This is a genomic window from Marinobacter sp. LA51 (genome assembly GCF_030297175.1).
GTDB classification, from domain to species: Bacteria; Pseudomonadota; Gammaproteobacteria; order Pseudomonadales; family Oleiphilaceae; genus Marinobacter; species Marinobacter apostichopi.
In genome coordinates this window covers 879939-905676 of record NZ_AP028070.1, presented here as the reverse complement: position 1 = coordinate 905676, position 25738 = coordinate 879939, and the positions used below count along the sequence as shown (strand labels likewise).

27 protein-coding genes are annotated in these 25738 nt (G+C 60.0%); 11 read left to right on the top strand and 16 right to left on the bottom strand.

Annotation, left to right across the window (positions count from 1 at the left end; translation table 11 throughout):
- Positions 1 to 31 precede the first annotated feature (31 nt).
- From QUE89_RS04130 to QUE89_RS04100, 7 genes are all read right to left on the bottom strand, one after another.
- On the bottom strand, positions 32 to 946 hold the full coding sequence (locus QUE89_RS04130; RefSeq protein WP_434784091.1) for a septal ring lytic transglycosylase RlpA family protein: 915 nt from the start codon (positions 944 to 946) through the stop codon (positions 32 to 34).
- An 88-nt stretch (positions 947 to 1034) separates the two neighbouring features.
- Positions 1035 to 2177, bottom strand: coding sequence for a rod shape-determining protein RodA (gene rodA / locus QUE89_RS04125; RefSeq protein ID WP_286221956.1), 1143 nt, complete (start codon positions 2175 to 2177; stop codon positions 1035 to 1037).
- Positions 2177 to 4072, bottom strand: a complete 1896-nt coding sequence (mrdA, locus tag QUE89_RS04120) for a penicillin-binding protein 2 (protein ID WP_286221955.1) — start codon at positions 4070 to 4072, stop codon at positions 2177 to 2179. Before mrdA ends, rodA begins: the two co-directional genes overlap by 1 nt.
- Before the next feature lie 8 nt (positions 4073 to 4080).
- Positions 4081 to 4551: a 23S rRNA (pseudouridine(1915)-N(3))-methyltransferase RlmH gene (rlmH, locus tag QUE89_RS04115; protein WP_138440904.1), complete on the bottom strand. Its 471-nt coding sequence runs from the start codon at positions 4549 to 4551 to the stop codon at positions 4081 to 4083.
- Positions 4552 to 4553: 2 nt separating this feature from the next.
- Positions 4554 to 4904: a ribosome silencing factor gene (gene rsfS, locus QUE89_RS04110; protein ID WP_041340322.1), complete on the bottom strand. Its 351-nt coding sequence runs from the start codon at positions 4902 to 4904 to the stop codon at positions 4554 to 4556.
- A 69-nt stretch (positions 4905 to 4973) separates the two neighbouring features.
- Positions 4974 to 5624 (bottom strand): nicotinate-nucleotide adenylyltransferase, encoded by a 651-nt coding sequence (nadD, locus tag QUE89_RS04105; RefSeq protein WP_286221954.1) that lies wholly within the window; start codon positions 5622 to 5624, stop codon positions 4974 to 4976.
- A 5-nt stretch (positions 5625 to 5629) separates the two neighbouring features.
- The gene (locus QUE89_RS04100; RefSeq protein ID WP_286221953.1) at positions 5630 to 6883 is read right to left on the bottom strand and encodes a glutamate-5-semialdehyde dehydrogenase; all 1254 of its coding nucleotides are present in this window, start codon (positions 6881 to 6883) and stop codon (positions 5630 to 5632) included.
- A 141-nt stretch (positions 6884 to 7024) separates the two neighbouring features.
- On the opposite strand from QUE89_RS04100, the gene QUE89_RS04095 reads away from it, so the two are divergent.
- The 3 genes from QUE89_RS04095 to QUE89_RS04085 are packed head-to-tail and all read left to right on the top strand — an operon-like array spanning position 7025 to position 10481.
- Positions 7025 to 8041 carry a GGDEF domain-containing protein gene (locus QUE89_RS04095; protein WP_286221952.1) on the top strand — a complete coding sequence of 339 codons (1017 nt, stop codon included), beginning with the start codon at positions 7025 to 7027 and terminating at the stop codon, positions 8039 to 8041.
- Positions 8038 to 9036 carry a GGDEF domain-containing protein gene (locus QUE89_RS04090; protein WP_286221951.1) on the top strand — a complete coding sequence of 333 codons (999 nt, stop codon included), beginning with the start codon at positions 8038 to 8040 and terminating at the stop codon, positions 9034 to 9036. Before QUE89_RS04095 ends, QUE89_RS04090 begins: the two co-directional genes overlap by 4 nt.
- Positions 9033 to 10481, top strand: a complete 1449-nt coding sequence (locus QUE89_RS04085) for a bifunctional DedA family/phosphatase PAP2 family protein (protein WP_286221950.1) — start codon at positions 9033 to 9035, stop codon at positions 10479 to 10481. Before QUE89_RS04090 ends, QUE89_RS04085 begins: the two co-directional genes overlap by 4 nt.
- An 11-nt stretch (positions 10482 to 10492) precedes the next feature.
- Here the strand turns inward: QUE89_RS04085 and QUE89_RS04080 are convergent, their stop codons facing one another.
- Both QUE89_RS04080 and QUE89_RS04075 read right to left on the bottom strand, forming a co-directional pair.
- On the bottom strand, positions 10493 to 11071 hold the full coding sequence (locus QUE89_RS04080) for an LON peptidase substrate-binding domain-containing protein (protein ID WP_203301268.1): 579 nt from the start codon (positions 11069 to 11071) through the stop codon (positions 10493 to 10495).
- Between the two features lie 52 nt (positions 11072 to 11123).
- Positions 11124 to 12389, bottom strand: coding sequence for an HDOD domain-containing protein (locus QUE89_RS04075; protein WP_286221949.1), 1266 nt, complete (start codon positions 12387 to 12389; stop codon positions 11124 to 11126).
- A gap of 173 nt (positions 12390 to 12562) precedes the next feature.
- Between QUE89_RS04075 and ilvD the strand changes: the two genes are divergently transcribed.
- The gene (gene ilvD, locus QUE89_RS04070; protein WP_286221948.1) at positions 12563 to 14398 is read left to right on the top strand and encodes a dihydroxy-acid dehydratase; all 1836 of its coding nucleotides are present in this window, start codon (positions 12563 to 12565) and stop codon (positions 14396 to 14398) included.
- A 66-nt stretch (positions 14399 to 14464) separates the two neighbouring features.
- Here ilvD and QUE89_RS04065 read toward each other — a convergent pair whose 3' ends face one another.
- On the bottom strand, positions 14465 to 14881 hold the full coding sequence (locus QUE89_RS04065; RefSeq protein WP_286221947.1) for a peptidoglycan-binding domain-containing protein: 417 nt from the start codon (positions 14879 to 14881) through the stop codon (positions 14465 to 14467).
- 130 nt (positions 14882 to 15011) lie between these two features.
- The gene (locus tag QUE89_RS04060) at positions 15012 to 16109 is read right to left on the bottom strand and encodes an AI-2E family transporter (protein WP_286221946.1); all 1098 of its coding nucleotides are present in this window, start codon (positions 16107 to 16109) and stop codon (positions 15012 to 15014) included.
- Between the two features lie 154 nt (positions 16110 to 16263).
- Between QUE89_RS04060 and QUE89_RS04055 the strand changes: the two genes are divergently transcribed.
- From QUE89_RS04055 to QUE89_RS04045, 3 genes are all read left to right on the top strand, one after another.
- Complete coding sequence (locus tag QUE89_RS04055; RefSeq protein ID WP_203301264.1) at positions 16264 to 16608, top strand: hypothetical protein; 345 nt, start codon at positions 16264 to 16266, stop codon at positions 16606 to 16608.
- Positions 16609 to 16698: 90 nt separating this feature from the next.
- Positions 16699 to 16947, top strand: a complete 249-nt coding sequence (locus QUE89_RS04050) for a hypothetical protein (RefSeq protein ID WP_286221945.1) — start codon at positions 16699 to 16701, stop codon at positions 16945 to 16947.
- Between the two features lie 150 nt (positions 16948 to 17097).
- Positions 17098 to 17997 (top strand): haloalkane dehalogenase, encoded by a 900-nt coding sequence (locus tag QUE89_RS04045; RefSeq protein ID WP_286221944.1) that lies wholly within the window; start codon positions 17098 to 17100, stop codon positions 17995 to 17997.
- Between the two features lie 33 nt (positions 17998 to 18030).
- On the opposite strand, the gene QUE89_RS04040 is transcribed toward QUE89_RS04045, so the two are convergent.
- Positions 18031 to 18819: an acyl-CoA thioesterase gene (locus QUE89_RS04040; protein WP_286221943.1), complete on the bottom strand. Its 789-nt coding sequence runs from the start codon at positions 18817 to 18819 to the stop codon at positions 18031 to 18033.
- Positions 18820 to 19014: 195 nt separating this feature from the next.
- Here QUE89_RS04040 and QUE89_RS04035 point away from each other — a divergent pair, with 195 nt between their 5' ends.
- Positions 19015 to 20538 (top strand): DEAD/DEAH box helicase, encoded by a 1524-nt coding sequence (locus QUE89_RS04035; RefSeq protein WP_138440918.1) that lies wholly within the window; start codon positions 19015 to 19017, stop codon positions 20536 to 20538.
- Here the strand turns inward: QUE89_RS04035 and QUE89_RS04030 are convergent.
- The 4 genes from QUE89_RS04030 to QUE89_RS04015 all read right to left on the bottom strand — a co-directional run bounded on the left by QUE89_RS04030 (position 20535) and on the right by QUE89_RS04015 (position 23641).
- Positions 20535 to 21044: a dihydrofolate reductase gene (locus tag QUE89_RS04030; protein WP_286221942.1), complete on the bottom strand. Its 510-nt coding sequence runs from the start codon at positions 21042 to 21044 to the stop codon at positions 20535 to 20537. The genes QUE89_RS04035 and QUE89_RS04030 overlap by 4 nt on opposite strands.
- Before the next feature lie 164 nt (positions 21045 to 21208).
- On the bottom strand, positions 21209 to 22048 hold the full coding sequence (locus tag QUE89_RS04025) for a thymidylate synthase (RefSeq protein WP_286221941.1): 840 nt from the start codon (positions 22046 to 22048) through the stop codon (positions 21209 to 21211).
- Positions 22045 to 22833 carry a prolipoprotein diacylglyceryl transferase gene (lgt, locus tag QUE89_RS04020; RefSeq protein WP_286221940.1) on the bottom strand — a complete coding sequence of 263 codons (789 nt, stop codon included), beginning with the start codon at positions 22831 to 22833 and terminating at the stop codon, positions 22045 to 22047. Before lgt ends, QUE89_RS04025 begins: the two co-directional genes overlap by 4 nt.
- Before the next feature lie 10 nt (positions 22834 to 22843).
- Entirely contained in the window at positions 22844 to 23641 is a 798-nt protein-coding gene (locus QUE89_RS04015; RefSeq protein WP_286221939.1) for a sulfite exporter TauE/SafE family protein, read from the bottom strand.
- Between the two features lie 90 nt (positions 23642 to 23731).
- Between QUE89_RS04015 and QUE89_RS04010 the strand changes: the two genes are divergently transcribed.
- Genes QUE89_RS04010 through QUE89_RS04000 form a run of 3 tightly spaced genes read left to right on the top strand, consistent with a single transcriptional unit; the run spans position 23732 to position 25710 of the window.
- Positions 23732 to 24505: an NRDE family protein gene (locus tag QUE89_RS04010; protein WP_286221938.1), complete on the top strand. Its 774-nt coding sequence runs from the start codon at positions 23732 to 23734 to the stop codon at positions 24503 to 24505.
- A 54-nt stretch (positions 24506 to 24559) separates the two neighbouring features.
- Positions 24560 to 24814 (top strand): exodeoxyribonuclease VII small subunit, encoded by a 255-nt coding sequence (locus tag QUE89_RS04005; RefSeq protein WP_286221937.1) that lies wholly within the window; start codon positions 24560 to 24562, stop codon positions 24812 to 24814.
- A complete protein-coding gene (locus QUE89_RS04000) occupies positions 24814 to 25710 on the top strand; it encodes a polyprenyl synthetase family protein (protein ID WP_286221936.1) in 897 nt (298 codons plus the stop codon). The genes QUE89_RS04005 and QUE89_RS04000 overlap by 1 nt, the downstream gene beginning before the upstream one ends.
- Positions 25711 to 25738: the final 28 nt, after the last annotated feature.

Genomic DNA, 25738 nt, shown 5'->3' with positions numbered 1-25738 from the left:
GTCGTTAGGTGTGTGTCTTTCTGGTTGTTTATCAGTGTGAATCAGTCAGCAGAATCGATTGGGCGAAGCCTCGCGATTCCAGCAGACTCTGCGCCCTCCGGGCGCTGGTTTCGTCGGAAAACGGACCTACCTGTACCCGGTGGAAGCGGCCCGAGCCGGTATCAATGGAACGGACCCGCAGCGGACTCTCAACGATAGTCTGAGCCCTGTCCCTGAGCTTCTCCGCCGGACCACGGCTGCTGAACGAGCCCAGCTGGACGAACAGGGCATCACCGCCGGCGGTCATCTCGCCGCTGGCAACCACCTGGGTCTCAGGATAGTTCGCGGCGTCACCGGGCATGAACGGCTTGCCCGCAAGCGACATCGAGCCATCCTTCCGGACGGTGATTGCGGCCACCTCGACCCGGGCAGTGCCCCGAGACTGGTAGCCCAGCTTTTTCGCCGCCGCGTAGGAGAGATCAATCAGTCGGTCGCCATGAAACGGGCCACGATCGTTCACCCGGACGATAACCGAACGTCCGTTATCCAGGTTCGTCACCCGGGCATATCCCGGAATTCTAAGGGATTTATGGGCCGCAGACATTGAGTACATGTTAAAGGTTTCGCCATTCGACGTCTTGTGGCCATGAAACTTCTCGCCGTACCAACTGGCAGTACCCCGGGCCACATAGCCATCATTGCTGCCAAGCACCTGATACTGCTTGCCCCAAACCGTATACGTTGACTTGTTGCCAGCCCGGCGCGGCACCTCGTAGACCGGCTTGGCATCAGACAACCCGGAAGCATCAAAATTGCCCGACGGTGCACGATCCTGGGAAATGCTGTAACGGGAAGATTGGTCGGTTTCCGGCGATGACGCGCACCCTGCAAGCAACAGGGCCAATGACAGCGCCAAAAGGGATGAGAACGAAGGCTTGAAAATCACAGTCCGGAATTCCTCTTGCACAACGGCCACCAAATCGACGGGTGGGCAGCCGTGGCTTATTGTAACGGGTTATAACCAAGGTTCACCATTACCCACTCGCCACCTTTACTTAGGCGCTGATCATTCGGCGGTGGGTATGAATGGACATCAGGACACCAAAGGCCGCCATCAGGGTAACACCGGAGGTGCCGCCATAACTGATTAATGGCAGTGGCACCCCTACCACTGGCAGCAGGCCACTGACCATGCCGACGTTAACAAAGATGTAGATGAAGAAGGTCATGGTCAGGGCACCGGCCAGCAGGCGACTGAACGAATCCTGGGCGGTTGCAGCGATGTAGAGACAGCGCAGGATAATCAGCATATACACCAGCATCAGCACCAGCATGCCAATGAAGCCAAACTCCTCCGCCAGCACCGCAACGATGAAATCAGTGTGACTCTCGGGCAGAAACTCCAGATGGGACTGGGTGCCCTGCAGCCACCCCTTGCCGTCAATGCCGCCGGAACCAATGGCGGTCTTCGACTGAATGATGTTCCAGCCGGCTCCCAGTGGATCGCTCTGGGGATCCAGCAAGGTCAGTACCCGCTGCTTCTGATACTCACGCATGACGAAAAACCACATCATCGGAGCTGAGACCGACACCAGGCCTACAAACGCCAGAATCAGCTTCCAACTGATACCCGCGAAGAAAACCACAAACAGACCGGCCATGCCGACCAGCAGCGAGGTGCCCAGATCCGGCTGCTGAATGATCATCATCATTGGCACCAGCACGATGGCCAGGCCGACGATGACATGACGAAAACGGGGTGGCAGAAAATGCCGCGACAGGTACCAGGCCGCCATCATCGGCACTACCAGTTTCATCAACTCCGAGGGCTGGAATCGGGGCAGCCCGGGAATGGCCAACCAGCGCTGGGCGCCCTTGGCCCCGACTCCTACCAGCAGCACTGCCAGCAGGGCGGCGATCCCGGCGACATAGAGCCAGGGCGCCCAACGCCGAAACACCGAGGGATCAAGCTGGGCGAACACCAGCATCACCACAAACGCGACACCGAGTCTGATGCCCTGAGCCTTGACCACGTCGATGTTGCGATCGGCGCCGCTATAAAGAATGAACAGGCCACCAGAGACCAGCACCAGCAGCAAGAACAGCAGAATCGGATCCAGGTGCAGCGCCGACCAGATACCACGGGGCCGACCCAGCGGATTGGTGGCCGTCGAATCGATAAAATCGTGCAGGGCCATTACTCCCCTCCCCCGGAGTCAACGCTGCCCACCAGCGCCTCGTCATCTGACTGCTGGAACTCCAGCAACCAGGCGTCAAACAGTTCGCGGGCCACGGGTGCAGCCGTACTACTGCCACCACCACCATTCTCAACGATGACGGCAACTGCGATTTCCGGATTCTCAACCGGCGCGAACCCGACAAACAGCGCGTGATCCCGGAGCCGTTCCCGCACTTCCTCGGCATCGTATTCCTCGTCCTCAGCCAGACTGAAGACTTGAGCCGTACCGGTCTTTCCCGCCATGCGGTAAGGTGCGCCAGCCCCAGCCCTACGCGCCGTACCTTTGCGACCGTGCATGACCTCGGCCATGGTTTCTACCACATACTCCCAATCACTGGGGTCCTTCAGCTTCAGGGGTTCGTGATTGCTGTCGGGCAGGAAGCCGGACACCGAGGTGTCGCCATCAATGTCTTTCAGCAAGCGGGGCTCGGCCCAGCTGCCCCGGTTGGCGATCAGGGAGGTGGCGGTAGCCAGCTGCAACGGCGTGGCCAGCATGAAGCCCTGACCAATTCCCAGGTTCACCGAATCACCCGGATACCAGGGTTCGTTACGCGTCGCCCGCTTCCAGTCCCGGGACGGCAACAGGCCACTGAGGGCACCGGACACGTCCAGCGCCGCGTCCTCACCGAAGCCAAATTGCGACAGGTAGCTGTACATGGTGTCGACGCCCATCTTGACGGCAATTTCGTAGAAGTAGACGTCACAGGACTCGGCCATGGCGTCCATCAAATCGACCCAGCCGTGGCCACCCCGCTTCCAGTCCCGCCAAAGCCGGCCGCCCTCCTTCAAACGGAAGTGCCCAGGATCCCAAATGGTATAGTCCCGGGTGGTGGCGTCACTGTCCAGGGCGGCGATGGCCATCATTGGCTTAACAGTTGAGCCGGGCGGGTACTGACCACGCAGGGCCCGGTTGAACAGCGGCTTGTCCTTGCTCTCGCTGAGTTCCCGGTATTCGGCGACGCTGATTCCGGTGACGAATTTGTTGGCGTCGAAACCCGGCACGCTGGCCAGCGCCAAGATGCCGCCGGTTGCCGGCTCGATGGCCACAATGGCACCACGGCGGCCGTCCAATAGTTCGTGGGCGCGTTTCTGCAGCCTCAAGTCGAGATGCAACTGCAGGTCTTCGCCCGGAACCGGATTCTCTCGCTCCAATACCCGCAAGGTACGGCCTCGGGCATTGGTTTCCACATGCTGATAGCCAACCTGCCCGTGCAGAATTTCCTCGTAGAAGCGCTCGATACCGGACTTGCCGATGTAGTTGGTGCCAGCGTAATTAACCGGGTCGATGCGCTGCAGTTCGTCGCGGTTTATACGGCCAACAAAGCCCAGGGCATGGGCGGTGAGTTCACTGTGAGGGTAATAGCGAACCAGCTCAGCCTTGACCTCAACCCCGGGCAACTGGTGCCGGTGCACGGCCAAACGAGCCATCTCCTGTTCATCAAGGTCGTAGCGTAGCGGAATTTCCTGGAACGGCCGGCGGGGCTCCTGCAGGCGACGCTGGAAGCGTTCAAGGTCTTCTTCAGAGACATCCAGAATGCGGTCGAGCTGAGTCAGAGTCTCGGCCATGCCGTCCACCCGCTCAGGCACCAGGGTGACACTGAACACCGGGCGATTTTCCGCCAACAGGGTCCGATTGCGATCGTATACGAGGCCCCGGGGCGGCGGGACGGACTGGACCTGCACCCGGTTCTTGTCAGACAGGGTGGTGTAAACCTCGTGCTCGACAATCTGTAACTGGTACATCCGGGCCAGCAGGGCACCAATCAGCACCAGCACGAACGTCAGCATGACCAGGGTGCGGCGCTGGAACAAACGGCGTTCGGCGGCAGTATCCTTGAATTCACCCCACGGCATAACCGCCCCTATGCCCGGTGATACGGGTGGTTACGGGTAATCGACCAGGCCCGGTACAGTTGCTCGGCAAGCAGAATACGAACCAGAGGATGCGGCAGCGTCAGGGGCGACAGCGACCATTGCTGATCGGCACGTTGACGGCAGGCATCCGCCAAGCCATCAGGACCACCGACGAAGAAGCTGACATCGCGGCCATCCTGTTGCCAGTTCTCAAGCTGACTTGCCAGCTTTTCCGTGGACCAGGGACGACCACCAACCTCAAGCGCGACGACCCGGTCTTTCGGGCCGGACGCGGCCAGCAGGGCCTCGCTCTCGCGTTGCATCAGTCTGGGGATATCCGGGTTTTTGCCCCGGTGTGCCAAGGGGATTTCGACCAGTTCCAGCGGCAGTTCCGGTGGCATCCGGCGAGCGTAATCATGATACCCGGCACTGACCCAGTCGGGCATCTTCTGCCCCACGCAGATCAGACGTAAGCGCATGCTTATTCGCTGCCCGCAACACCAAGATCCGGGGCATCACGCCAGAAGCGCTCCAGATCGTAGAACTCACGCGTGGCGGGCATCATGACGTGAACAATCACATCACCAAGATCCACAAGGATCCAGTCGCTCACAGTGTCGCCTTCCACGCTGTTGGCGCGAATGCCTTCGTCTCGGGCGTCCGAGACCACTGAATGGGCGAGGGATTTCACATGTCGGTTGGATGTTCCGGATGCCAGAACCATGAAGTCGGTGACACTGGTACGGTCACGGACATCAATTACGCTGATGTCCTGTGCTTTCACATCTTCGAGCGCGTTAACTACCAGATCTTTCAGTTGTTCTGCCTGCATAATCACCCTGTTAGACGGGCGTCAGCCGAAATGGCCGCCCGAAAAGTCTATTCAGACGCGATTGTAGCACTAAAAGTTGCCGTCAGGGCAGGCTCGATAGAGCCCCTGACGACGAATCTCCTGCCACACCGAATCCGGCACCAGGTAACGGGGTGAGCGTCCGGCTTCGATCCGTTCGCGGATGCCGGTCGCAGAAATTTCCAGCAATGGCAGCTGCAGGTCCAGCATCAAGCCGCAAGGCTGGGCATGCAAGGCCTGAGGGTCAGACACCCGGCGCTCGGCCAGCATCGCCGCCGGCAATCCATCTGGGTCGAGCTCAGCCCCGGGCCGACGAACCACAACAATGTGGGCAAGCTCGGGAATGGACTGCCACTTCCGCCATCGGTCAAAACTGGCGAACGAGTCGGTACCAACCACCATAGTCAGGGGGTGCTCAGGCCCCAGCTCTTCACGCAACTGGCGCAGTGTATCGGCGGTGTATGACGCCCCTGCCCGTTTGAGTTCGCGATCATCGACACGCAGCTGGGGCTCCCCAGCCACCGCCAGCTCCAGGAGCCGCAACCGTTGTTCGGCAGAGGCTCCGGTATCACCTCGGTGTGGCGGGATGTGGCACGGCACCAAATTGATCGGTGCAACTCTCAACCGATCACTGATTTCCAGGGCCAGCCGGAGGTGTCCGTGGTGAATCGGATCGAAGGTGCCGCCATAAATCACATGCATTGGCATCAGGTCCGGATGTGGCCGTCGCCGAACACCACGTATTTCTGGGAAGTCAGGCCCTCAAGCCCCACTGGCCCGCGGGCATGGATCTTGTCGGTGGAAATGCCAATCTCTGCACCCAGCCCGTACTCGAAGCCGTCAGCAAAGCGGGTGGAGGTATTGACCATCACGGAGCTGGAATCCACTTCGGTCAGAAAACGACGCGCCCGGGTGAAGTTTTCGGTGATGATGCTGTCGGTATGCTGGGAGCTATAGCGGTTGATGTGCTTGATCGCACCATCAAGGCCATCAACCACCCGTACTGCCAGAATCGGCCCAAGGTATTCCGCTTCCCAGTCAGCCTCGACCGCCTCAACGGCATCGATGATGCTCCGGGTACGCTCACAACCGCGTAGTTCTACTTCCTTTTCTGCAAAAGCCCTGGCCAACAAGGGCAGAATATCGTCGGCGATCTCGCCATCAACCAACAGGGTTTCCATGGTATTGCAGGTACCGTAGCGCTGGGTTTTGGAATTCACCGCAACACTCAGCGCTTTTTCCGGATCGGCGTGACTGTCGATGTACACGTGGCAGACACCGTCCAGATGTTTGATCACCGGCACACGGGCGTCACGACTGATGCGCTCAATCAAACCCTTACCCCCACGCGGCACGATGACATCCACGTACCGGGGCATGGTAATCAGCTCGCCCACGGCAGCGCGGTCGGTGGTTTTCACCACCTGAACCGCGGCCTCCGGCAAACTGGCCTCGGCCAGCCCCTGGCTCAGGCACCGTGCAATAGCCTGGTTGGAATGAATGGCCTCTGAGCCGCCCCGAAGAATGGTCGCATTCCCCGACTTCAGGCACAGGCTGGCAGCCTCTACGGTCACGTTCGGACGGGATTCGTAGATGATGCCAATCACGCCCAACGGCACCCGCATCTTGCCCACCTGGATGCCGGACGGACGATAAGTCATGTCAGTGATTTCACCAATCGGATCCGGCAAGGAGGCAACCTGTCGAAGCCCCTCGATCATGGTGTCGATTCGCTCCGGAGTCAGCTCCAGGCGATCGAGCATGGCGCCGTCGAGCCCGTTACTCCGACCGCTATCCAGGTCCTTGGCGTTGGCCTCGGCCAGCTCAGTGCGTGCAGAATCCAACGCCCGAGCCGTGGCCAGAAGGGCCTGGTTGCGCACCGCCGTTGTGGAGCGCGCCACCAGCGTCGCGGCTGCGCGAGCCTGCTCGCCGACCTCAGCCATGTAAGCTGCAATATCCATCCGTCTACCTTCGTGTTAACCAGCAAAATTCATTATCAGGGCTTAACTTTACCTTTCCCGTTTCAAGTACGCACCCCAAACAGATATTATAACCTTGCGATATGCCACATACTTAGGGAGTTTCCAAAAAGGACGGATACCATGGCCCAGTTGGCCGAAAACTTTTTGTTGAGCAGACTGTCGCGGGCCGGATTCGTGGTCCTGATTGCCATTTCGGCGCTCAGCGCAACGCTGGGTGAGCCCTTGACGGCGGCCGCTGCCGCCGCTGCGGCCGGCATCGTGATTTGCGCACAAACCTTTCACAGCAATCGTCAGAAACACCCCTGGCCAAGCGTCCAGCGGCTGTTCTTCGTAGCGCTTCTATTACTGATGCTGACCAGTTTCTGGACCGGCCCCTGGGCGCTCAGTCACTGGTTTTACGCCCTTCCCCTGCTGGCGTTCGCGCTACTGCCACTGCAACTGGCGATGGGAATCACCCTGGCGATGATGCTGCTTGCCGGCCTGGCTATCCCACTCGCGACTGGCCTGGCCGATCGACACCAGATGGTCAGCGCTTTTATGCTGACCACCCTGCTCTCGGGCCTGCTTGTATTCCTGCGCGAATACAAGAACCGCCAACTGGCGCCACTGCGCCGCACCGATGAGCTGACCCAAGCCGCCAGCCGGGAATATTTGTCGGCTGACCTGCACAAGGAAATCCAGCGTAGTGAGCGCGAAGGTACCGATATGTCGATCATCATGATTGGCCTGGACACCCACCTCAGCGACCGCAACCCGGATCAGGACATTCGCTCCATCCTGCCCCGCATCGGGCGCTACCTGCATTCCCAGATCCGGGACTTCGACACCTATTACCGGGTGGCGGACCTGCAGTTCCTGGTCATTCTGCCCGGCATCGCCACCCACGACGCCATCAAGCGTTCGGAGATCATACGCAATGGGCTGGGTAAGCTGCTGGAATCCCACGACATGACGCTGACGGTGAGCACCGGCGTGGCCGGCCTGAACATTGGTGACGATGCCGACAGCCTGCAGCAGAGCGCCGCCAACGCCCTGCGCCGTGCTCAGCAACAAGGCGGCAACCGGACCCAGGCCTACAGCGCCTGGAACCAGACCGGGAGCAAGACCTCACCGCCCGCACAAGGACCCACTTCATGACCGAGACCCGCCTGAGAACCTGGACGCATGGAACCGGCTATGTTCTGGCTACGCTCTTCATCCTGGCACTGGCAATGCAGAATCTCCGTTATGGCTTCTACGAGCTGTTTTACCTCGCTACTGGCATGGCAACGTTGACCCTGGCGGGGGTTGCGTATACCGCAGTATGCCGTCGTCACCAGTTGTCGGCACCGGGACACCTGATCATTCTGTCCGGCCTGAACAGTGGCCTGCTGGCCGCCATGCTGACACTCGACGGCCCCGGCATTACTCACTGGGCCATGCCACTGCTGATTCTGAACCTACTGATCCTGCCACTGCGCCAGGGCATGGCACTGTCATTTCTTCTGCTAGTACCCACGGCAGGGGTGGTGCTGTTCCAGCAACCCACTACCGATGCCATCATTGCCATTACCGGCCTGGCTATCCTGCTGGCCGCGGCGTCGCTTTATATATGGCACTACGATCACATGGCCCAATCCGCCGAAGATCTGGCCATTACCGATCCGGTGACCGGAGCCCATAACGCCCGCTTTCTGGATGAAACCCTGCAAAAAGAGATTAGCCGTGCCATTGCCACCGGACATCAGCTGTCGGTTATCGATCTCAGTATCGACTACGCCGACGAAGCGGCAGACCTGCACGGCAAGGCCGGCGTTCAAACACTGTTCCGCGACATGACCGAGCATCTGTTCGATGTCATCCGGGCCGGCGACACCCTGTACACCCTGAACGATTCGGAATTCTTCCTGATCCTGCCGTACACCCCAGAAGAAGGGGTGCGAGTGATTGCCGAACGAATACGCCGAACCATTGCCGAGCATCAGTGGGCCGTCGTAGGCAAAGCCACGGTCAGCATTGGCTGTACTACTCGAGGTAGCGGCGACACCCGCACCGACAGCCTGCGCAAGCGGGCTCACGCCGCCATGGAAGAGGCCCGCCGACGCGGTGCTGATTCGGTCTGGTTCAGTGCCGGAGAGACTATCGCAGCATGAGCGGGGACTGGCTCAGGGAGTTATCGGCCTGGTTAAGCCTGAACCCGGGATGGCTGGCCACCGCCCTATTCAGCACCGCCTTTGTCGAATCGCTAGCTATCGCGGGCATCATCGTGCCCGGGGTGGCAATCCTATTCGCCATCGCGGCGCTGGCCGGACAAACCGGCATGCCACTGACCGAAGCCCTGATCTGGGCCGGCCTGGGCGCCATTGCAGGCGACACCGCCAGCTTTGCCCTCGGACGCAAACTCCAGGGTCGGCTCGATGTGGTATGGCCACTCAGCCGCTACCCCATCCTGATGGCAAAGGGCCAGGCCTTTTTTCGCCAGCACGGCGGCAAGAGCGTGGTCATCGGACGCTTTGTCGGGCCTATTCGCCCGATCATCCCCCTGATTGCCGGTGCCCTGTGGATGCCCTGGCAGCGATTCCTGGCATTCAATATTGTTTCAGCGGTGGGCTGGGCGCCGGTGTACATTCTGCCCGGCTTTCTGGTGGGGAGTGCACTCGCCAGCGACCTTCAGCCACCGGCGTACTTTTACCCGGTGGTAGGCATCAGCCTGGCCGCTTTGACGGCGGTGTACCTGGTCTTGATCCAGTTCCAGCTGGGCCTGGGCAAAGGTGGACGGCTGTATCGCTGGCTGGAACGGCGCATGGCCAGATACGACGCTACCCACCGGTTCTGGCGCCTGTACACCAACCACCGCCCGGATCGGGGAGGCGAATTCCCCCTCGCCTCCATCATGCTGGCGCTGGCCGCCTCCGGCCTGTTCCTGCTCTGGGGTCTGCTGGCCACCCAGACCCACGGCCTTGAGCCATTCAATCAGCTGGCACTGGCCTGGTTTGATCAGCTCCGGCAGCCGCTGCTCGATGGCCCGGTGATTGTCGCCACCCTACTGGGCGATCCACCCGTTCTGACCGCCGCAGCGGTATTGGCCTGCCTGGCACTCGTCTTTCGGGGCTACTACGCCGCCGCCATTCATATCGTCATGGCCGCCGCGCTCGCGATTGTCCTGGTCTGGCTGCTTAAGTTTACCCTCGGTGTCGACCGGCCCGACGCCGTGTTCCGCCCGCCGTCGTCCGGCGCCTTCCCAAGTGGCCACAGCACCGGTATCACCGTGTTTGTCACTCTGCTGGCCAGCTTCGTCGCGGGCGAAAGCCGCAAGCGCCAACGCTGGCAGTTCTATGTCCTGTTTTCATTGCCACTGGTACCGGTCGCACTCAGCCGACTGTACCTGGGAGTGCATTGGTTTACCGATGTGATTGGCGGGATTTTGCTGGGACTGGCCATCACTGGAGTCGTGCGGGCGAGTTACAGTCGTTACGACCGGGTGCACCTGGCCCCGGATCTGTCGATGGCCGTGGCGACAGGCGCGTGGCTGGCGTTTGCTATTGGCTATGTGGTCCTGGCCTGGCCAGAGGCACAGATGAACCTGCGTCCTGCCTAAATTCTCTGGTTTCAGCCCTCTTCCAGAGCCTCCAGCAATTCCTGCAGGCGGCTCAGCCGCTCCAGCGGGTCCTGCAATTCAACCAGACGCTGCTTTTCCTGCTTATCGAGAGGCAACAGCTCGGTCAGGCGCCAGCCAACATGTCGGGCATCGCCATAGTCCACGTCCATATCCAGATCCCGCACCACCGGGTGGCGAAACAGCGCCCGTAGCACCGACGGCAGTTCGTTAAACCGGTCCGGCACTTCGCTGTCAGCCTCATCGAGCAAAACCTCGACATCGCCGACGTTGAGACCATCCTCCTGTTGCCAACTCCTGACCACGGTGACCTTCGCTGCCCCCTCCACCGTAATACCCAGCAAACCGTTCTCCAGCTGCTGAAAATCAATGATGCGAACGTAAGTGCCGATGTCATAGAACGACGCAGTCGGGCCAACTTCTGCGCCATCGCGCAGCAGCACGACAACAAAGCCCCGGTCTTCTTTCAGACACCGGGTCAGCATGTCGATGTAACGCGGCTCAAACAGCTGCAGGGGAATCCGCCCCCTTGGGAGGACAATGGAATTCAGCGGAAAGAGCGGTACATTCATATCAGCACAGGTCACCGAAAGGTGGACTCCAAAGTTAACAGACCCAGCAAGGTCATCGAATTGACAGCAATTGTTGCACTTCATCCACCCGCGCGCGGGCTTCCGTGAGGAGTTGCAGACTCCTCGACGCATTCAGTTCCAACTCGCCCAGCCGTCGATAGGCGGGCACCTGATCAAAACACGGCAGCCCGGCATTCTGCTGGGATCCGATCATCGAGTGCAACTGCGCCACAATGACCACGTCCGTGAGCTGGGGCTCGGCCGACCGGCACTCATAGTCCCAGCTCTCCGCGTGGCGCACAGCTTCAATGAATGACGCCGGGAACCCCCAGTTTTCCAGTACCGCCGTGCCAACGTCGGCACGCAGCTCGCTGATGGCATGGTGCAGATTATCCGGGTTGGCAAACAGGCCGGCATGGTGCTCCGCCTGTACCAGAATCGGTATCACGCCGATGTCATGCAGCAGGCCCGCCAGCATAGCTTCTTCCGGATTTAACCGGGTGGCATGATCCGCCAGCACCCAACACAGTGCCGCCACTTCCCGGGAGTGTCGCCACAACCGCTCCATTTCCTGCTGCAACGCAGGCTGGCGCGTCTTGAACACCTCTCGCATGGAAAACACTGTCACCAGCTGTCGCGTGGTGTGCATGCCTATGCGGACAACCGCCTCGCGCACAGTACGAACGTCACTAAACCCCCTATAAAGCGGACTGTTGCAAGCCCGCACCAGTTTGACCGCAATGGAGGGATCCGCCGAGACCGCATTGGCCACCAGTTCGGCACTGGAGTCATCCCGGTCCACCGCCCGACGCACCTTCCAGGCCACATCCGGCACACTGGGCAACTGGATCTGATTTGAACGCAGCTCAGAGTAGAACTCCATCAACAGCTCGCTCTCGTCATTCCCCTCGCTGGCTTCAGCGGCCATGGATTCGTTCGAGCCCATCCCTTCCTGCTCTACCGGCGCCGAACGCAGCATCTGGTTCAGGATATCCTGCTCGACGATGAGAAATTCGCACAGTTTGACTGCAATCACGTCGTACATCCGTGGCTGCAGTCTGGCGATGGGGTTAAGCGCCGCATTCGACTCTGCCTCGATCAGCGTTTTCCGCCCGTCCACCGACTCCAGCTCGACCTTGCCGGTAATCAGGAAGAAATCGAGACCGTCCCGGACGCCCTTCTCAACCACTCTCTGACCCAAGCCGTAGGTGCGGCGCTCAGCACGACTGGCAAGCAACACCAGCTGCGCATCAGTAAGCCGATTCAAGGGGTGGAATTCTCTCAGACGACGAAAAGGCAGGCTGTCCTCGCCGGCCATAGGCAAGCTCCTTGTATCATCCCGATCCAGTGACGATGATTGATTCCTGTTCTTCATTGTAAGCGCCGTCCGCCAAAACAACCATGCGATAGGTGTCTAATCTGGTATCCTTTGACGCTGCACAACGCCAACCAACAATCACCACCCGGTAAACACAGAGAGATCAGAACATCATGCCTCAGTATCGTTCGCGGACTTCCACCGCCGGTCGGAACATGGCCGGTGCCCGCGCCCTCTGGCGCGCCACTGGTATGAAAGATGGAGATTTTGGCAAGCCCATCATTGCGGTTGCCAACTCCTTTACCCAATTCGTACCTGGTCACGTTCACCTGAAAGACCTGGGGCAACTGGTCTGCCGCGAAATAGAACAAGCCGGTGGTGTCGCCAAGGAATTCAACACCATCGCTGTTGACGATGGCATCGCCATGGGCCACGACGGCATGCTGTACTCCCTACCGTCTCGGGAGATCATCGCTGACTCCGTGGAATACATGGTCAACGCCCACTGCGCTGACGCTCTGGTGTGCATTTCCAACTGCGACAAGATCACTCCGGGCATGCTGATGGCCGCCATGCGCCTGAACATACCGACCATCTTTGTGTCAGGCGGCCCGATGGAAGCCGGCAAAACCAAGCTCTCTGAGCACAAGCTGGACCTGGTCGATGCTATGGTGATCGCGGCCGACCCGAATGCCGACGACGAAACCGTGGCCGAGTACGAGCGCAGCGCCTGCCCCACCTGCGGCTCCTGCTCCGGCATGTTTACTGCCAACTCCATGAACTGCCTGACCGAAGCCATCGGGCTGGCACTGCCAGGCAATGGCTCCATGCTGGCCACCCACGCCGATCGTGAGCAGCTATTCCTGCAGGCTGGTCGTCAGATTGTGGAGAATGCGCGCCGCTATTACGAGGAAGACGACGCGTCGGTACTGCCCTTGAGTATCGCGTCCATGGCGGCCTTCGAAAATGCCATGGTGATGGACGTTGCCATGGGCGGCTCTACCAACACCATCCTGCACCTGCTGGCGGCAGCTCAGGAAGGCGGCGTGCCATTTACCCTGAGCGAGATCGACCAGCTGTCCCGCAAAGTACCGCAGCTGTGCAAGGTGGCGCCCAACTCTCCGAAATACCACATGGAAGATGTCCACCGTGCCGGCGGCATCATGGGCATCCTCGGCGAACTGGAACGAGGTGGCCTGATCAACACCGACTTGCCCACCGTGCACAGTAAGACCATGAAGGAAGCCCTGGAGACCTGGGACATCATGCGGTCACCACCGGCGAACGTGGTGGAGTTCTACAAGGCGGGACCTGCGGGCATCCCCACCCAGACCGCATTCAGCCAGAGCACCCGCTGGCCAACGCTGGACGGCGATCGTGAGACCGGATGCATCCGGGCCGTCGAACACGCCTACTCCTCCGAGGGTGGCCTGGCGGTGCTGTACGGCAACATCGCCCTGGACGGCTGCGTGGTGAAGACCGCGGGCGTGGACGAGAGCATCTTCGTATTCGAGGGCACCGCGCGGGTCTTCGAGAGTCAGGATTCTGCCGTGGCCGGTATCCTCAGCGATGAGGTTCTACCCGGTGAAGTAGTGATCATTCGCTATGAAGGCCCCAAGGGCGGACCGGGCATGCAGGAAATGCTCTACCCCACCAGCTACCTGAAATCCAAGGGCCTGGGCAAGGACTGCGCGCTGCTGACCGATGGCCGCTTCTCCGGCGGCACTTCCGGCCTGTCCATTGGCCACGCCTCCCCTGAAGCAGCCGCGGGCGGCGCCATCGGGCTGATCGAGAATGGTGATCGCATCCGCATCGACATTCCAAAGCGCACCATTAACGTGGAGCTGGATCAGCATGAGCTGGACCGTCGGCGTGAAGCCCGCGATGCCAAAGGCTGGAAGCCTGAACTGGCCCGGGACCGCAAAGTCTCTGCGGCACTGAAAGCCTACGCCCTGCTGGCCACCAGCGCGGATAAGGGCGCGGTCCGGGATCTCAGCAAACTCGACTGAGTTATCACCGGCCCACAAAAAAGCCCGCTCAGGAACACCTGGCGGGCTTTTTCTATTCTTGCTGGCTTACCAGAGCGACCAGCCACCGTCATCGTCCTCTTCAATGGCGCCTTCAGTCTTGTCGTCGGCCTCAACTGACGCTGAGGAATTCGATGCGTCGTCGTTGCTCGCAGACTGACTGGAACCGTTCGATGCTGCAGCGACCTGTACCGAGATCATGCCCAGAGCCTTCTTGGTCTCATCATCAAGCATACCGGTGGCCTGCAGACCATTGTCCTTCTGGAATTGGGTCAGGGCCGCACGGGTTGAGTCGTCCATTTGGGCACTGACATTCTGGATTTCATACCCGGCCCCGTAGAGCGCATGTTTTACCGCCACGGTGTTGTTGGCGGAAACCGTGGTCGCCAACCCGAGCATGATTACGGTGCCGGCGGCAATGGCCAGACGGCCCAGATTGTTGGTCATTTTTTTTGTATTACTCACCTGCATTACTCCTGATCTCATCGATACACTGGTCTTGTTATGTTGAGGTGCCCCCTCTGCACGATCCGGGGCGAACGCTGAAACCTTACCACATATTCATCTTCGTGCACCCAGGGCGATGCGGTGAACGTCAGACCGAATCCTCGTCCTGACGATTCGGCACCGAAATTGACGGTTGGTGATAGGATTCTTCGCCGAACTCCCGGATAAAGATGCCCCAAAAGGCCATGAACAGTGCGGCAACCAGAGGCCCCATGACAAACCCATTGACCCCGAACATGACGATGCCACCCAGTGTAGACAGCAGCACAATGTAATCCGGCAGCTTCGTGTCCCGGCCCACCAGCACCGGGCGCAACAAGTTGTCCGCCAGCCCGATCACCACCACGCCGAAGATGGTCAGAATGGTCGCCTCCACCATGTCTCCGATCGCCGCCAGGTAAATGGCAGCCGGCACCCAGACCAGCGCTGCGCCCACTGCGGGCAGCAAAGAAACGATGGCCATAACCACACCCCACAGCAGCGCGCCCTTGATCCCCAGAACCCAGAAGATCAGGCCACCCAGGGCACCCTGGATGATGGCGATCAACAGATTGCCTTTAACAGTGGCCCGGGTGACCTCGGCAAACTTGGCGAACAACAAACGCTCGCGTTCATCCCCCAGCGGCAGAGCCTTGATCAGCAACTCCACCAACTTGCTGCCGTCCCGCAGCAGGAAAAACGCCAGGTACACCATCAGTGCAAGACCAAGGAAAAACTGGAAGGTGTTCTGGCCGACCCCCAGCGCCTGCTTTGCCAGGAATTGGCTGCCGCCGACGAACAGGCTGACCACCCGGTCCCGAAGTTCTTCAAAACTGATATCGAAAGGCGCCAGAAACGCCTGGATGGCCGGGAACGCCCGGTTGACCTGGTCAACGTACTCACCCGGCCGTATTTCACCGCTCTGGATTCGCTGGTACAGGCCAACGCCCTCGGCGATCAGCGAGGTGATCAATACGAGGACGGGTATCACCACGATGACCATGCAGATCATCAGGGTAATAAGAGCGTTCAGGTTCGGGCGTTCACCCAGCTTGCGCACCAGCAATTGCTGGACAGGATGGAAAATCAGGGCAATGGCTACAGCCCAGAAAATGGGGCCAAAAAACGGCTTCATCAGCAACACAAATGCCAGGGATACACCCACCAGCATTGCGAGAAAAGTCCGTGTTTCAAGTTTTGCGTACATAGTTCTGGGTATTCCTGAGCAAGAAGCGAAGACGAGCCCACGGTAGTATCAGCCGTCGGACAGGCTTAGCCTATCACGGCAACGTGGCCACTGTAGCCTTCTTAGGGGTATAGTGGTCGGTTATTGATCAGCTAAACTAAGACAGGTTCTACTGTTGGAATTGGAAACGTTTACGCCGGAAACTGCCCTGGAAGCCGCCGTCGAATTGCGCCGGGTTCTGGCCGCCCGTACCCACCGTCGCAAGGTGATGGGACAGGAGGTGCTAGTGCCAGGTCAGCTGGGAGAGGCCTTACAACTGCCACGCACCATCAACCGGCTGCAAAGCAAACAGCTGCGGCAGCGGGAACTTGGCCTGGACGATTTTCACGAACTCTGGCCAACCCTGTCGCCGACCACCCGGGAAAAGGTTCTCCGGGCCATTGGCTGGTATGACCCGAAGGCGCTTGATTGGGAAGACAAGCGCTCCAACCGTCGACCGGTGGTCGATCCGGACAACTGAGGCGTAACACTAAGTCGTAATCAGGGACCCAATCTTTAAATTGTCACACTCCGTCCCTAGGTTGGATGTATCAGGAGGATGAATATGACTATGAATGACCAACAAATCTACACCGCCCACCTGGCCGAGGGCAGCACTGTGCCCACTCTACTTTGCGGCCACTGCCGTTCGATACTGTCCCGGGCCCGGATTTTCAGGAACCAGGGCGACAAGCAACACGACGCCGAATGCCAGACCATTGGCCTCTGTTCCGCCGACGACTGCGGTGCGGTGAACTGCTGCGATGCGGCCATGGCCCACATTGACAACCCGGAACTACTGCTCGGCATCGCGTCCTGATTCAAAGCGGCAACGCTCTGTTACGCAACTCAAACACACAAATTTTCCATCTGATTTATCCTGATCTTCGACGATTGTTTGAATCGGCCCGTCTTTCGGGACCGGCAGTCTCCGGCAATCACCACCCCATCAGTCAGGACAGTCGATGGTATGCGTATTCTGAGAACCGATGAAGCCCGCTTCGCAGGTCTTCCGGATTACCCGTTCGCTCCGCATTACATGGAAGTCGCGCCTAATCTGAGGATGCACTATGTGGACGAAGGGCCGAAGACGGCTTCACCGGTGCTGATGCTGCACGGAGAACCATCCTGGTCTTACCTTTACCGGCACATGATTCCGCTGGTTGCCAACGCCGGCCACCGGGTTTTTGCCCCGGATCTGGTCGGCTTCGGCAAGTCGGACAAGCCGGCGGAGGTTGAGGACTACAGCTACGACCGCCACATGACGTGGCTGAGCGCCTGGCTGGAAGAATTGGATCTGCGCAATGTCACGCTGGTGTGCCAGAACTGGGGTTCACTGCTGGGCCTGAGACTGGCCGCCGAGCACTCGCACCGCTTCAGCCGGATCATTGTGGGCAATGGCATGTTGCCCACGGGCGATGACCCGGTACCGACAGTGTTTTCACTCTGGAAGGCCTTTGCCGGCCACAGCCCCTGGTTTCCGATCGGCCGCATTGTTCAGCTGGGGACCGAGCGCACACTCACCAGGGCCGAGCTGGCCGCCTACGAGGCACCCTTCCCGTCTGCCGACTACAAGGCCGGCGCCCGGGCCTTCCCCCGACTGGTTCCGCTATCCAGCGACGACCCGTCCGGAGCGGCGAACAGAGACGCCTGGCGGGTGCTGGAGAAATGGCGCAAGCCCTTCATCACCTGTTTCAGCAGCGGCGACCCGATTACTCGTGGCGGCGACCGCGACATGCAACGCAGGATTCCCGGTGCCCACGGTCAGCCGCACATCACACTAAGGGGCGGTCATTTCTTGCAAGAGGATTCGCCGGAAGATTTCGCGCGCATTGTCATTGATGCAATGAAATCTGAGTTGGCGGCCTGAGCCGCCAACTACCCACGAAACTCCATTAGCCGGTTAACCAAAGACCGTCACGGTTTGCCGGCTAAAGGCAACCAACTCACCGCTGGCAGTCCAAATGCCAGCCTGGGTGTGGCCATAACCAGCACCGGCCTGATCGATACTGGCCTTATAGAGCAGCCAGTCACCGGGCGCCAGGGCCGGACGCGGGTGCACAATGTCCAGGGCCCAGCTCAGGGAGCTGGCCGGCGCCGGGCCACTCAGGTGCGGCAGAACCGCCGGCGGCCAGGCGTCAATCAAGGCAACGATGTGAGCGTCGGAAAAGCTCTCCGGCGTTTCCCGGAACTGCATCCAGCCACCCATCTCACGACCACCTTTGCCGCTGAAGGGCATGTGACCAAACGCCCACCGCATCTCGATGTGCTGGGTAAAATCCGGCGTCACGCCTGGGATGTAGGGCAATGACGGACATTGGTCGACCGGTTCGCAACTCGGCGCTGGCAGCGCATCTACTTGCACCGCAGATTGGCGGTCGCCACCAAAGCTGGCCAGGCACACCAGGCGCGGTTCGCCACCCTGCAGGATACGGCCCTGCACCTGACTGACCGCCTTGCCCTCTCGCAGAATCTCGGCTTCGAAGGTGGCCGCAACGCCCGGCTCTACCGGACCAACAAACGACACCTGCAGCGAGCGCATGGGCCGGCCGGCACTGACCAGATTTTCCATGCGATCAAACATGAGCGCTGCCACCAGGCCACCGAAACTTGCCCGGCCCTGCCCCCAACTGGGTGGGATCGCAAGATCCCCTTCCACTCGCACCGAAGACAACAACTGATCAAAAGTCATTCTGGATTCCTGTTAGCAACCTATCGGGAAAATGGGAGATTGCCGTAGTTACGCTGCCAACGCAATAATGGCGCACCGGCAACTACCTACAGGGTTCACGGGAATATGCGTATTAAAGAATTGCCAAAGAGGCTATAATGCGATCACATCATGCATTGCCTGCAATGCCTTACCTCCCGAATTCCGAGTGAATCAATGTCAGAATTGTCCTTTGCCGAACTGGGTCTGGACCCGGCCGTACTTGAAGCCGTGACCGCCGTTGGCTATGAAAAACCGTCGCCCATTCAGGCGCAGTCCATCCCCGCCCTACTCGCCGGAAACCATCTACTGGGTGTTGCCCAGACTGGTACCGGTAAAACTGCGGCTTTTGCCCTGCCGCTGCTGAGTCGAATCGACGCGTCCGTTACCGAGCCCCAGATTCTGGTGTTGGCCCCAACGCGGGAGCTGGCCATTCAGGTGGCTGAAGCTTTTACCACCTACGCCAGCAAGTTCCGCCAGTTCCACGTTCTGCCAATTTACGGTGGCCAGGACTTTTACCCTCAGATCAAGGGCCTGCGTCGCGGAGCTCAGGTTATTGTCGGTACTCCGGGCCGCATGCTGGATCATTTGCGCAAGGGCACCCTGAAACTGGACAGCCTGAAGGCTCTGGTTCTGGACGAAGCCGACGAAATGCTGCGCATGGGCTTCATTGACGACGTTGAGGCAATCCTCGCCAAAACGCCGGACAACTGCCAGCGCGCCCTGTTCTCGGCCACCATGCCGCCGCAGATCAAGAAGGTTGCCCAGACTTACCTGCGCAACGCCACGGAAGTGAAGATCGAGAGCGAAACCCGCACCGTCGAGCGCATTTCCCAGTTCGTTCTGCCGGTTTACGCCGAGCGTAAGCTGGATGCCCTGACCCGCATCCTGGAAGTTGAGCCGATTGATGCCGCCATCATCTTCGTGCGCACCAAGGCTGAGACCACCATGCTGGCCGAGAAGCTGTCAGCGCGGGGCCATGCTGTGGCACCCCTGAGTGGCGACCTGAACCAACGCCAGCGTGAACAGACCGTTGAGGATCTCAAGCGCGGCAAGAAGGACATCATCATTGCTACCGATGTGGCAGCTCGTGGTCTGGACGTGGCCCGAATTACCCACGTTATTAACTACGATGTACCCTACGATACCGAAGCGTACATCCACCGGGTTGGCCGTACTGGTCGTGCCGGTCGTACCGGTAAGGCGATCCTTCTGGTCACTCCGCGGGAGCGCAGCTGGCTGAAGACTCTGGAGCGCGCCACCAACTCGCCGATGGAAGCTTACGAGCTGCCCTCGCCGACCGATCTCAAAAAGATGCGCGAGCAGCAGTTTGAGAGTCAGTTGCTGGGCTTTGCCGAAGACAAGAAGCTGGCCAAGGCGATGTCGCTGCTGGATGAGATTGCCGAGCGCAACGAGATGGATATGGCCATGGTGGCTGGTGCACTGGCATGCTGGATGGAAGCCGCTCAGCCAGGCTCTCTGCCGCTGGAGCAACCAGAAGCCCTGCCGGTAGTCTCCGCCACTCCGCCCCGTCGTGACCGCAAGGGTGGTCGTCCGGGTGGTTTCAAGAACGGCCCGAAAGGCGGCTTCAAGAAGGGTGGCCCGAAAGGCCGTGGTGGTCCTGGCGGCCCCGGTGGTCGTGGCAAACCTCCCGGAAAGGGCGGCAAGCCCGCCGGCAAGCGCCCACCTCGCCAGGCTTAAGCCTGGCGCTGATAGACTACGAAGCTGTAGTCGTAAGGGTTGTTATCGGACGCGGAGAAATCCTCCCGTCCGATTTCTTCCCACACATCCCAGTTCACTTCCGGAAAGAACGCGTCCCCTTCCACCTCTGCGTGCACTTGGGTAACGTACATTCGATCCACCATCGGTAGCGCCTCGGTATAAATCTGGCCACCGCCGATGATCATCACTTCCTCGCCACCTTCCAGTTCTGCCTGCGCCTCAGCTTTGACCAGAGCATCTTGCAGTGACGTTGACGCCACTGTTCCAGCAGGGGCTTCCCAGTCCGGATTGCGGGAGATAACCACGTTCATTCGGCCCGGCAAGGGGCGACCAATAGAATCCCAGGTCTTACGGCCCATGATGATGGGCTTACCCATCGTTGCCTGCTTGAAGTAGCGCAGGTCACCGGGCAAGTACCAGGGAAGATTGTTGTTGCGGCCGATAACCCGGTTTCGGGACATGGCTACGATGAGGGCTTTCCTCATTTCGGGTCCTCTTGCATTGGAGTTAGCAAGGGGTGGGCCGAGCTGCTCAAAACCCGCTCAAGCACGTCCGTGTGACGCTTGAGCTCCGCCATCCATGGCTCCGCACAGTTTTGAGCAGCTCGCCCCACCCCTCGCAATCAAAATATGAGATAGCCTACCGCAACTTAGATCGCGATCGGCGCCTTGATCACCGGGTACGGCTCGTAACCTTCAAACTCGAAATCTTCCAGCTCGTACTCAAAGATCGAAGCCGGCTTACGCTTGATGACCAGTTTGGGCAACCCGAGCGGTTCGCGCTTGAGCTGTTCGAATACGATGTCGTCGGTCAGGTGGTTCTGGTACAGGTGGCAATCGCCGAAGGTATGCACAAACTCACCCACGTCCAGATCGCATTGCTGGGCAATCATGTGGGTCAGCAAGGCGTAGGAGGCGATGTTGAACGGTACGCCCAGGAATAGGTCGGCACTGCGCTGGTATAGCTGGCAGGAGAGCTTGCCGTCGGCCACGTAGAACTGGAACAGGCAGTGGCATGGGGCCAGCGCCATGCGACCTTCGCGCGCGTTGTCCTGGGGGCCGATGGATTCGTCCGGCAGTTCAGCCGGATTCCAGGCCGAGACAATCAGGCGGCGGGAGTTGGGCTTGGTCTTGATCTGCTCGATAACCTCGCTGATCTGGTCCACTACCCGGCCGTCCGGGCACTGCCAGCTGCGCCATTGCTTGCCGTAGATTGGCCCGAGATCGCCGTCTTCCAGCGCCCACTCGTTCCAGATCGAGACTTTGCGCTCTTTCAGCCAGTTATTATCCGTGGAGCCGTTCAGGAACCAGAGCAGCTCGTAAATAATGCTGCGCAGGTGAACCTTCTTGGTGGTCACCAGAGGGAAACCATCCTGCAGATTGAAGCGCAGCTGACGGCCAAACACGGAGCGGGTACCGACGCCGGTTCGGTCCCCTTTGTTGAATCCGTTATCCACGACGTCCTGCATCAGGTCGAGATAGGCTTTCATTCTGCAGTTCTCCGATAAGCAATAAACATGAGTACGGCGCCGGCCAGGATCATCGGTGTCGACAACACCTGCCCCATAGTCAGCCAGTCAAAGGCCAGGTAGCCCAACTGTGGGTCCGGCTCGCGCACGAATTCAACCAGGAACCGGAAGATCCCATAGAAGATCAGGAACATGCCGGATACCGCCATTCTCGGCCGGGGATTCGCGGAGAACCACCAGAGGATGACGAACAACGCCACACCTTCGAGGGCAAACTGATACAGCTGGGACGGGTGTCGGGCCAGGCTGTCCGGCGCCGTGCGGAACACCATACCCCAGGTCACGTCGGTCGGCTTGCCCCAGAGCTCGCCGTTGATAAAGTTGCCGATACGCCCGGCACCGAGGCCGACCGGCACCAACGGGGCTACGAAATCGGCGATTTTCCAGAAACCAGAACCGACCTTGCGGCCATACCACCACATCGCAAACATCACGCCCAGCAGGCCACCGTGGAAAGACATACCTCCTTCCCAAACTCGCAGCAACCACAGTGGGTCCGCCAGGAAGACGTCGAAGTTGTAGAAAATCACATAGCCGAAGCGGCCACCCAAAATCACGCCTAACGCCAGGTAGAACAGCAGGTCGCCCATTTGTTCTTCGTTGATCGGCGACCAGGGTTTGCGGGTGCGCAGCCGGCCCAGCCACCAACCCGCTACAAAGCCAACCAGATAGGTCAGGCCGTACCAGTGAATCTTGAACGGTCCAATGGCGACGGCCACCGGATCTATTTGGGGATGCTGCAGCATCGACTACCTCTTAACTCAGAAGGAAACGGAGCCCCACAACCAGCAGGACCACGGCGAAGATTCGTTTCAGCACTGCGCCATCGAGGCGGTGCGCCAGCGCGGCCCCGAAGCGAGCAAAGAACACGCTGGTCAACACAATGCCTATAAACGCTGGCAGATAAATAAAGCCGACGCTGTATTCCGGCAGGCTTGCATGATTCCAGCCGGTCCAGATGTTACCCAGGGCGCCGGCCACGGCGATGGGCAGCCCACAAGCCGCCGATGTTCCGACCGCCTGCTGCATGCGCACGTTGCACCAGTTCAGGTACGGCACGGTCAGGGTGCCACCGCCGATGCCAAAGATTGCCGACGCCCAGCCAACGAGTCCGCCGGAGGCCGCCAGTCCAGTATGACCGGGCACATCCCGGCCTGGTTTTGGATTGGCACCGGTCAGCATCTTGATCGCCACGGCAATGACAAAAATACCAATGACAAGTTCCAACGCTGGGCCACTAAGCAATGACGCCGACCAGGCACCCAGAACCGCACCAACCACGATACCCACGGCCATGGGCCGGAAGATTTCCCAGCGCACGGCGCCGCGGGCGTCATGCGAACGAATCGAACTCAGGGAGGTGAACACGATGGTCGCCAGTGACGTGCCGACCGCCAGGTGGGCCGTCACCTCGGGGCTCACGCCCTGGAGGCCAAAACTGAAGATCAGAACCGGGACAATAATCAGCCCGCCACCGATACCGAACAGGCCGGCCAGAGTGCCGGCCAGGGCGCCCAGCGCGAGGTAGGACGAAAACACGTAAAACAGGGTCATTACCTTGCTCACACCCCCAAGAAAACAAGGCTGGTATGATACACACCACAACTTGCAACTTCATTAACTCCCGGAGCGCCGCGTAACGCCATGTGCCTGATTGCTTTCACCCTAGGCCAGCATCCCGACTTCCCTCTCGTAGTGGCCGCTAACCGGGATGAATTTTTCCGCCGACCGACGGCGGCAATGGACTGGTGGACGACGGAACAGGGCACCGAGATCCTGGCCGGCCGTGATCTGCAATCAGGCGGAACCTGGCTTGCGGTGGACCGGGACGGCCGCGTCAGCGCCGTGACCAATGTCCGCGAAGGCTCCCCCGAAACCGGCCAGAGCAGCCGCGGCGAGTTACCGATTCGCGCCCTGGCGGAACCCATTCCAGTCCTTGCAAGCTCGCTGTCGAGCCAAACCGAACAGTATGCCGGCTTCAACCTGGTGCACCTGAACGACGCATCTGGCTGGTATTACAGCAACCGGGACGCCCACCCCGGCCGACGGGTGCATCGCGGCGCCTACGGGCTCAGCAACCATCTGCTGCAAACGCCTTGGCCAAAGCTGCTTCGGCTCCGCCAGAACGTCGCCGAGGTGGTGGCCTCGTCCGGTGGCGACCCGGACCAACTGCACCAGGCATTGATTCCTCTGCTCCAGGACACCACGCCGGCACCGGATGACCTACTTCCCGACACCGGCGTTGGCCTGGACACCGAGCGTTTCCTGTCATCACCGTTCATTGTCGGCGACGCCTACGGAACCCGTGCCACCACCATTGTAAGCGTGTCTCGCCATGGCCAGATCACGGTCAGCGAACAAGGCTGGGGCCCCAACGCGCAAGCACTTGAATATCGCCGTTTCCAGTGGCAGCGATAGCCCGCAAGCTCTGGTATAATCCGCCAAATTCTGACACCCGATCGGAGGGCCCTGATGGCCAGTGAACAAGGCGCCACATCCATTGCAGACTTCGAAAAATCCCTCGATGAACTGGAGAAGCTGGTTCGGGACCTAGAGCAGGGCGAACTTTCTCTTGAGCAGTCGCTCACCGCATTCGAACGGGGCGTCAAACTGACCCGGGAATGCCAACAAGCCCTGAAGAGTGCCGAGCAACGTGTGGAACAGCTGGTCCAGAACAGCGATGGCTCCCTGGAAACCCGACCGTTCAAGCCGGACGATGCCAACTGATGACTGATCAGAACAAACTGGCCATGGATTTCCTGGAGACCTGCCGAGTTCGCGTGGACGCGGAGCTGGATCGATGCATCGAACGAAGCGCAGCCTCCGAACGGCTCCAGGAAGCCATGCGTTACAGCGTGCTCGGCGGCGGCAAGCGCATCCGTCCTGCGTTGTGCCTGGCCGCGGCCAAAGCGGTTGGACAAGCCGGTGACCAGGGTCTGGCACCTGCCTGTTCGGTGGAACTGATCCACGCCTACTCCCTGATTCACGACGATCTGCCGGCCATGGACGATGACGAGTTGCGCCGGGGCCGACCCACCACGCACATTGCATTTGACGAGGCGACCGCCATTCTGGCCGGCGATGCCTTGCAGACCCTGGCCTTTGGCTTGCTGGCCGGCAACAGTGAAGGCAGTGCCGAGGCACGGCTGGCGATGATCCAGGAGCTGGCGCGCGCCAGTGGCTATCTGGGCATGGTTGGTGGCCAGGCCATCGATCTTGAGTCAGTAGGCAAAACGCTGTCTCTGAGCCAGCTCGAAACCATGCATCGGCACAAGACCGGCGCCCTGATCGAGGCCAGCGTACGGCTCGGCGCCTTGACCGCACCATCGGTGTCAGAAGCCACTTTGACGGACCTGACTGCCTATGCCCGCGCCCTGGGCCTGGCATTCCAGGTTCAGGACGATCTCCTGGATATCGAAGGTGACACCGAGGTGATCGGCAAACCCCAGGGCTCAGACGCTGCCCGCGCCAAACCGACATATCCGGCCCTGCTGGGCGTGGCCGGTGCCCGGGAGCACCTGGCCGCGTTACTTTCCGGTGCGCTCGAGAGTCTCCAAGCCTTTGGCCCCGAGGCGGACCCATTGCGGGCAATGGCGGATTACGTGGTGGCACGAACCCATTGAACCCCTGCCCCCGAAGGGCGCACACTGA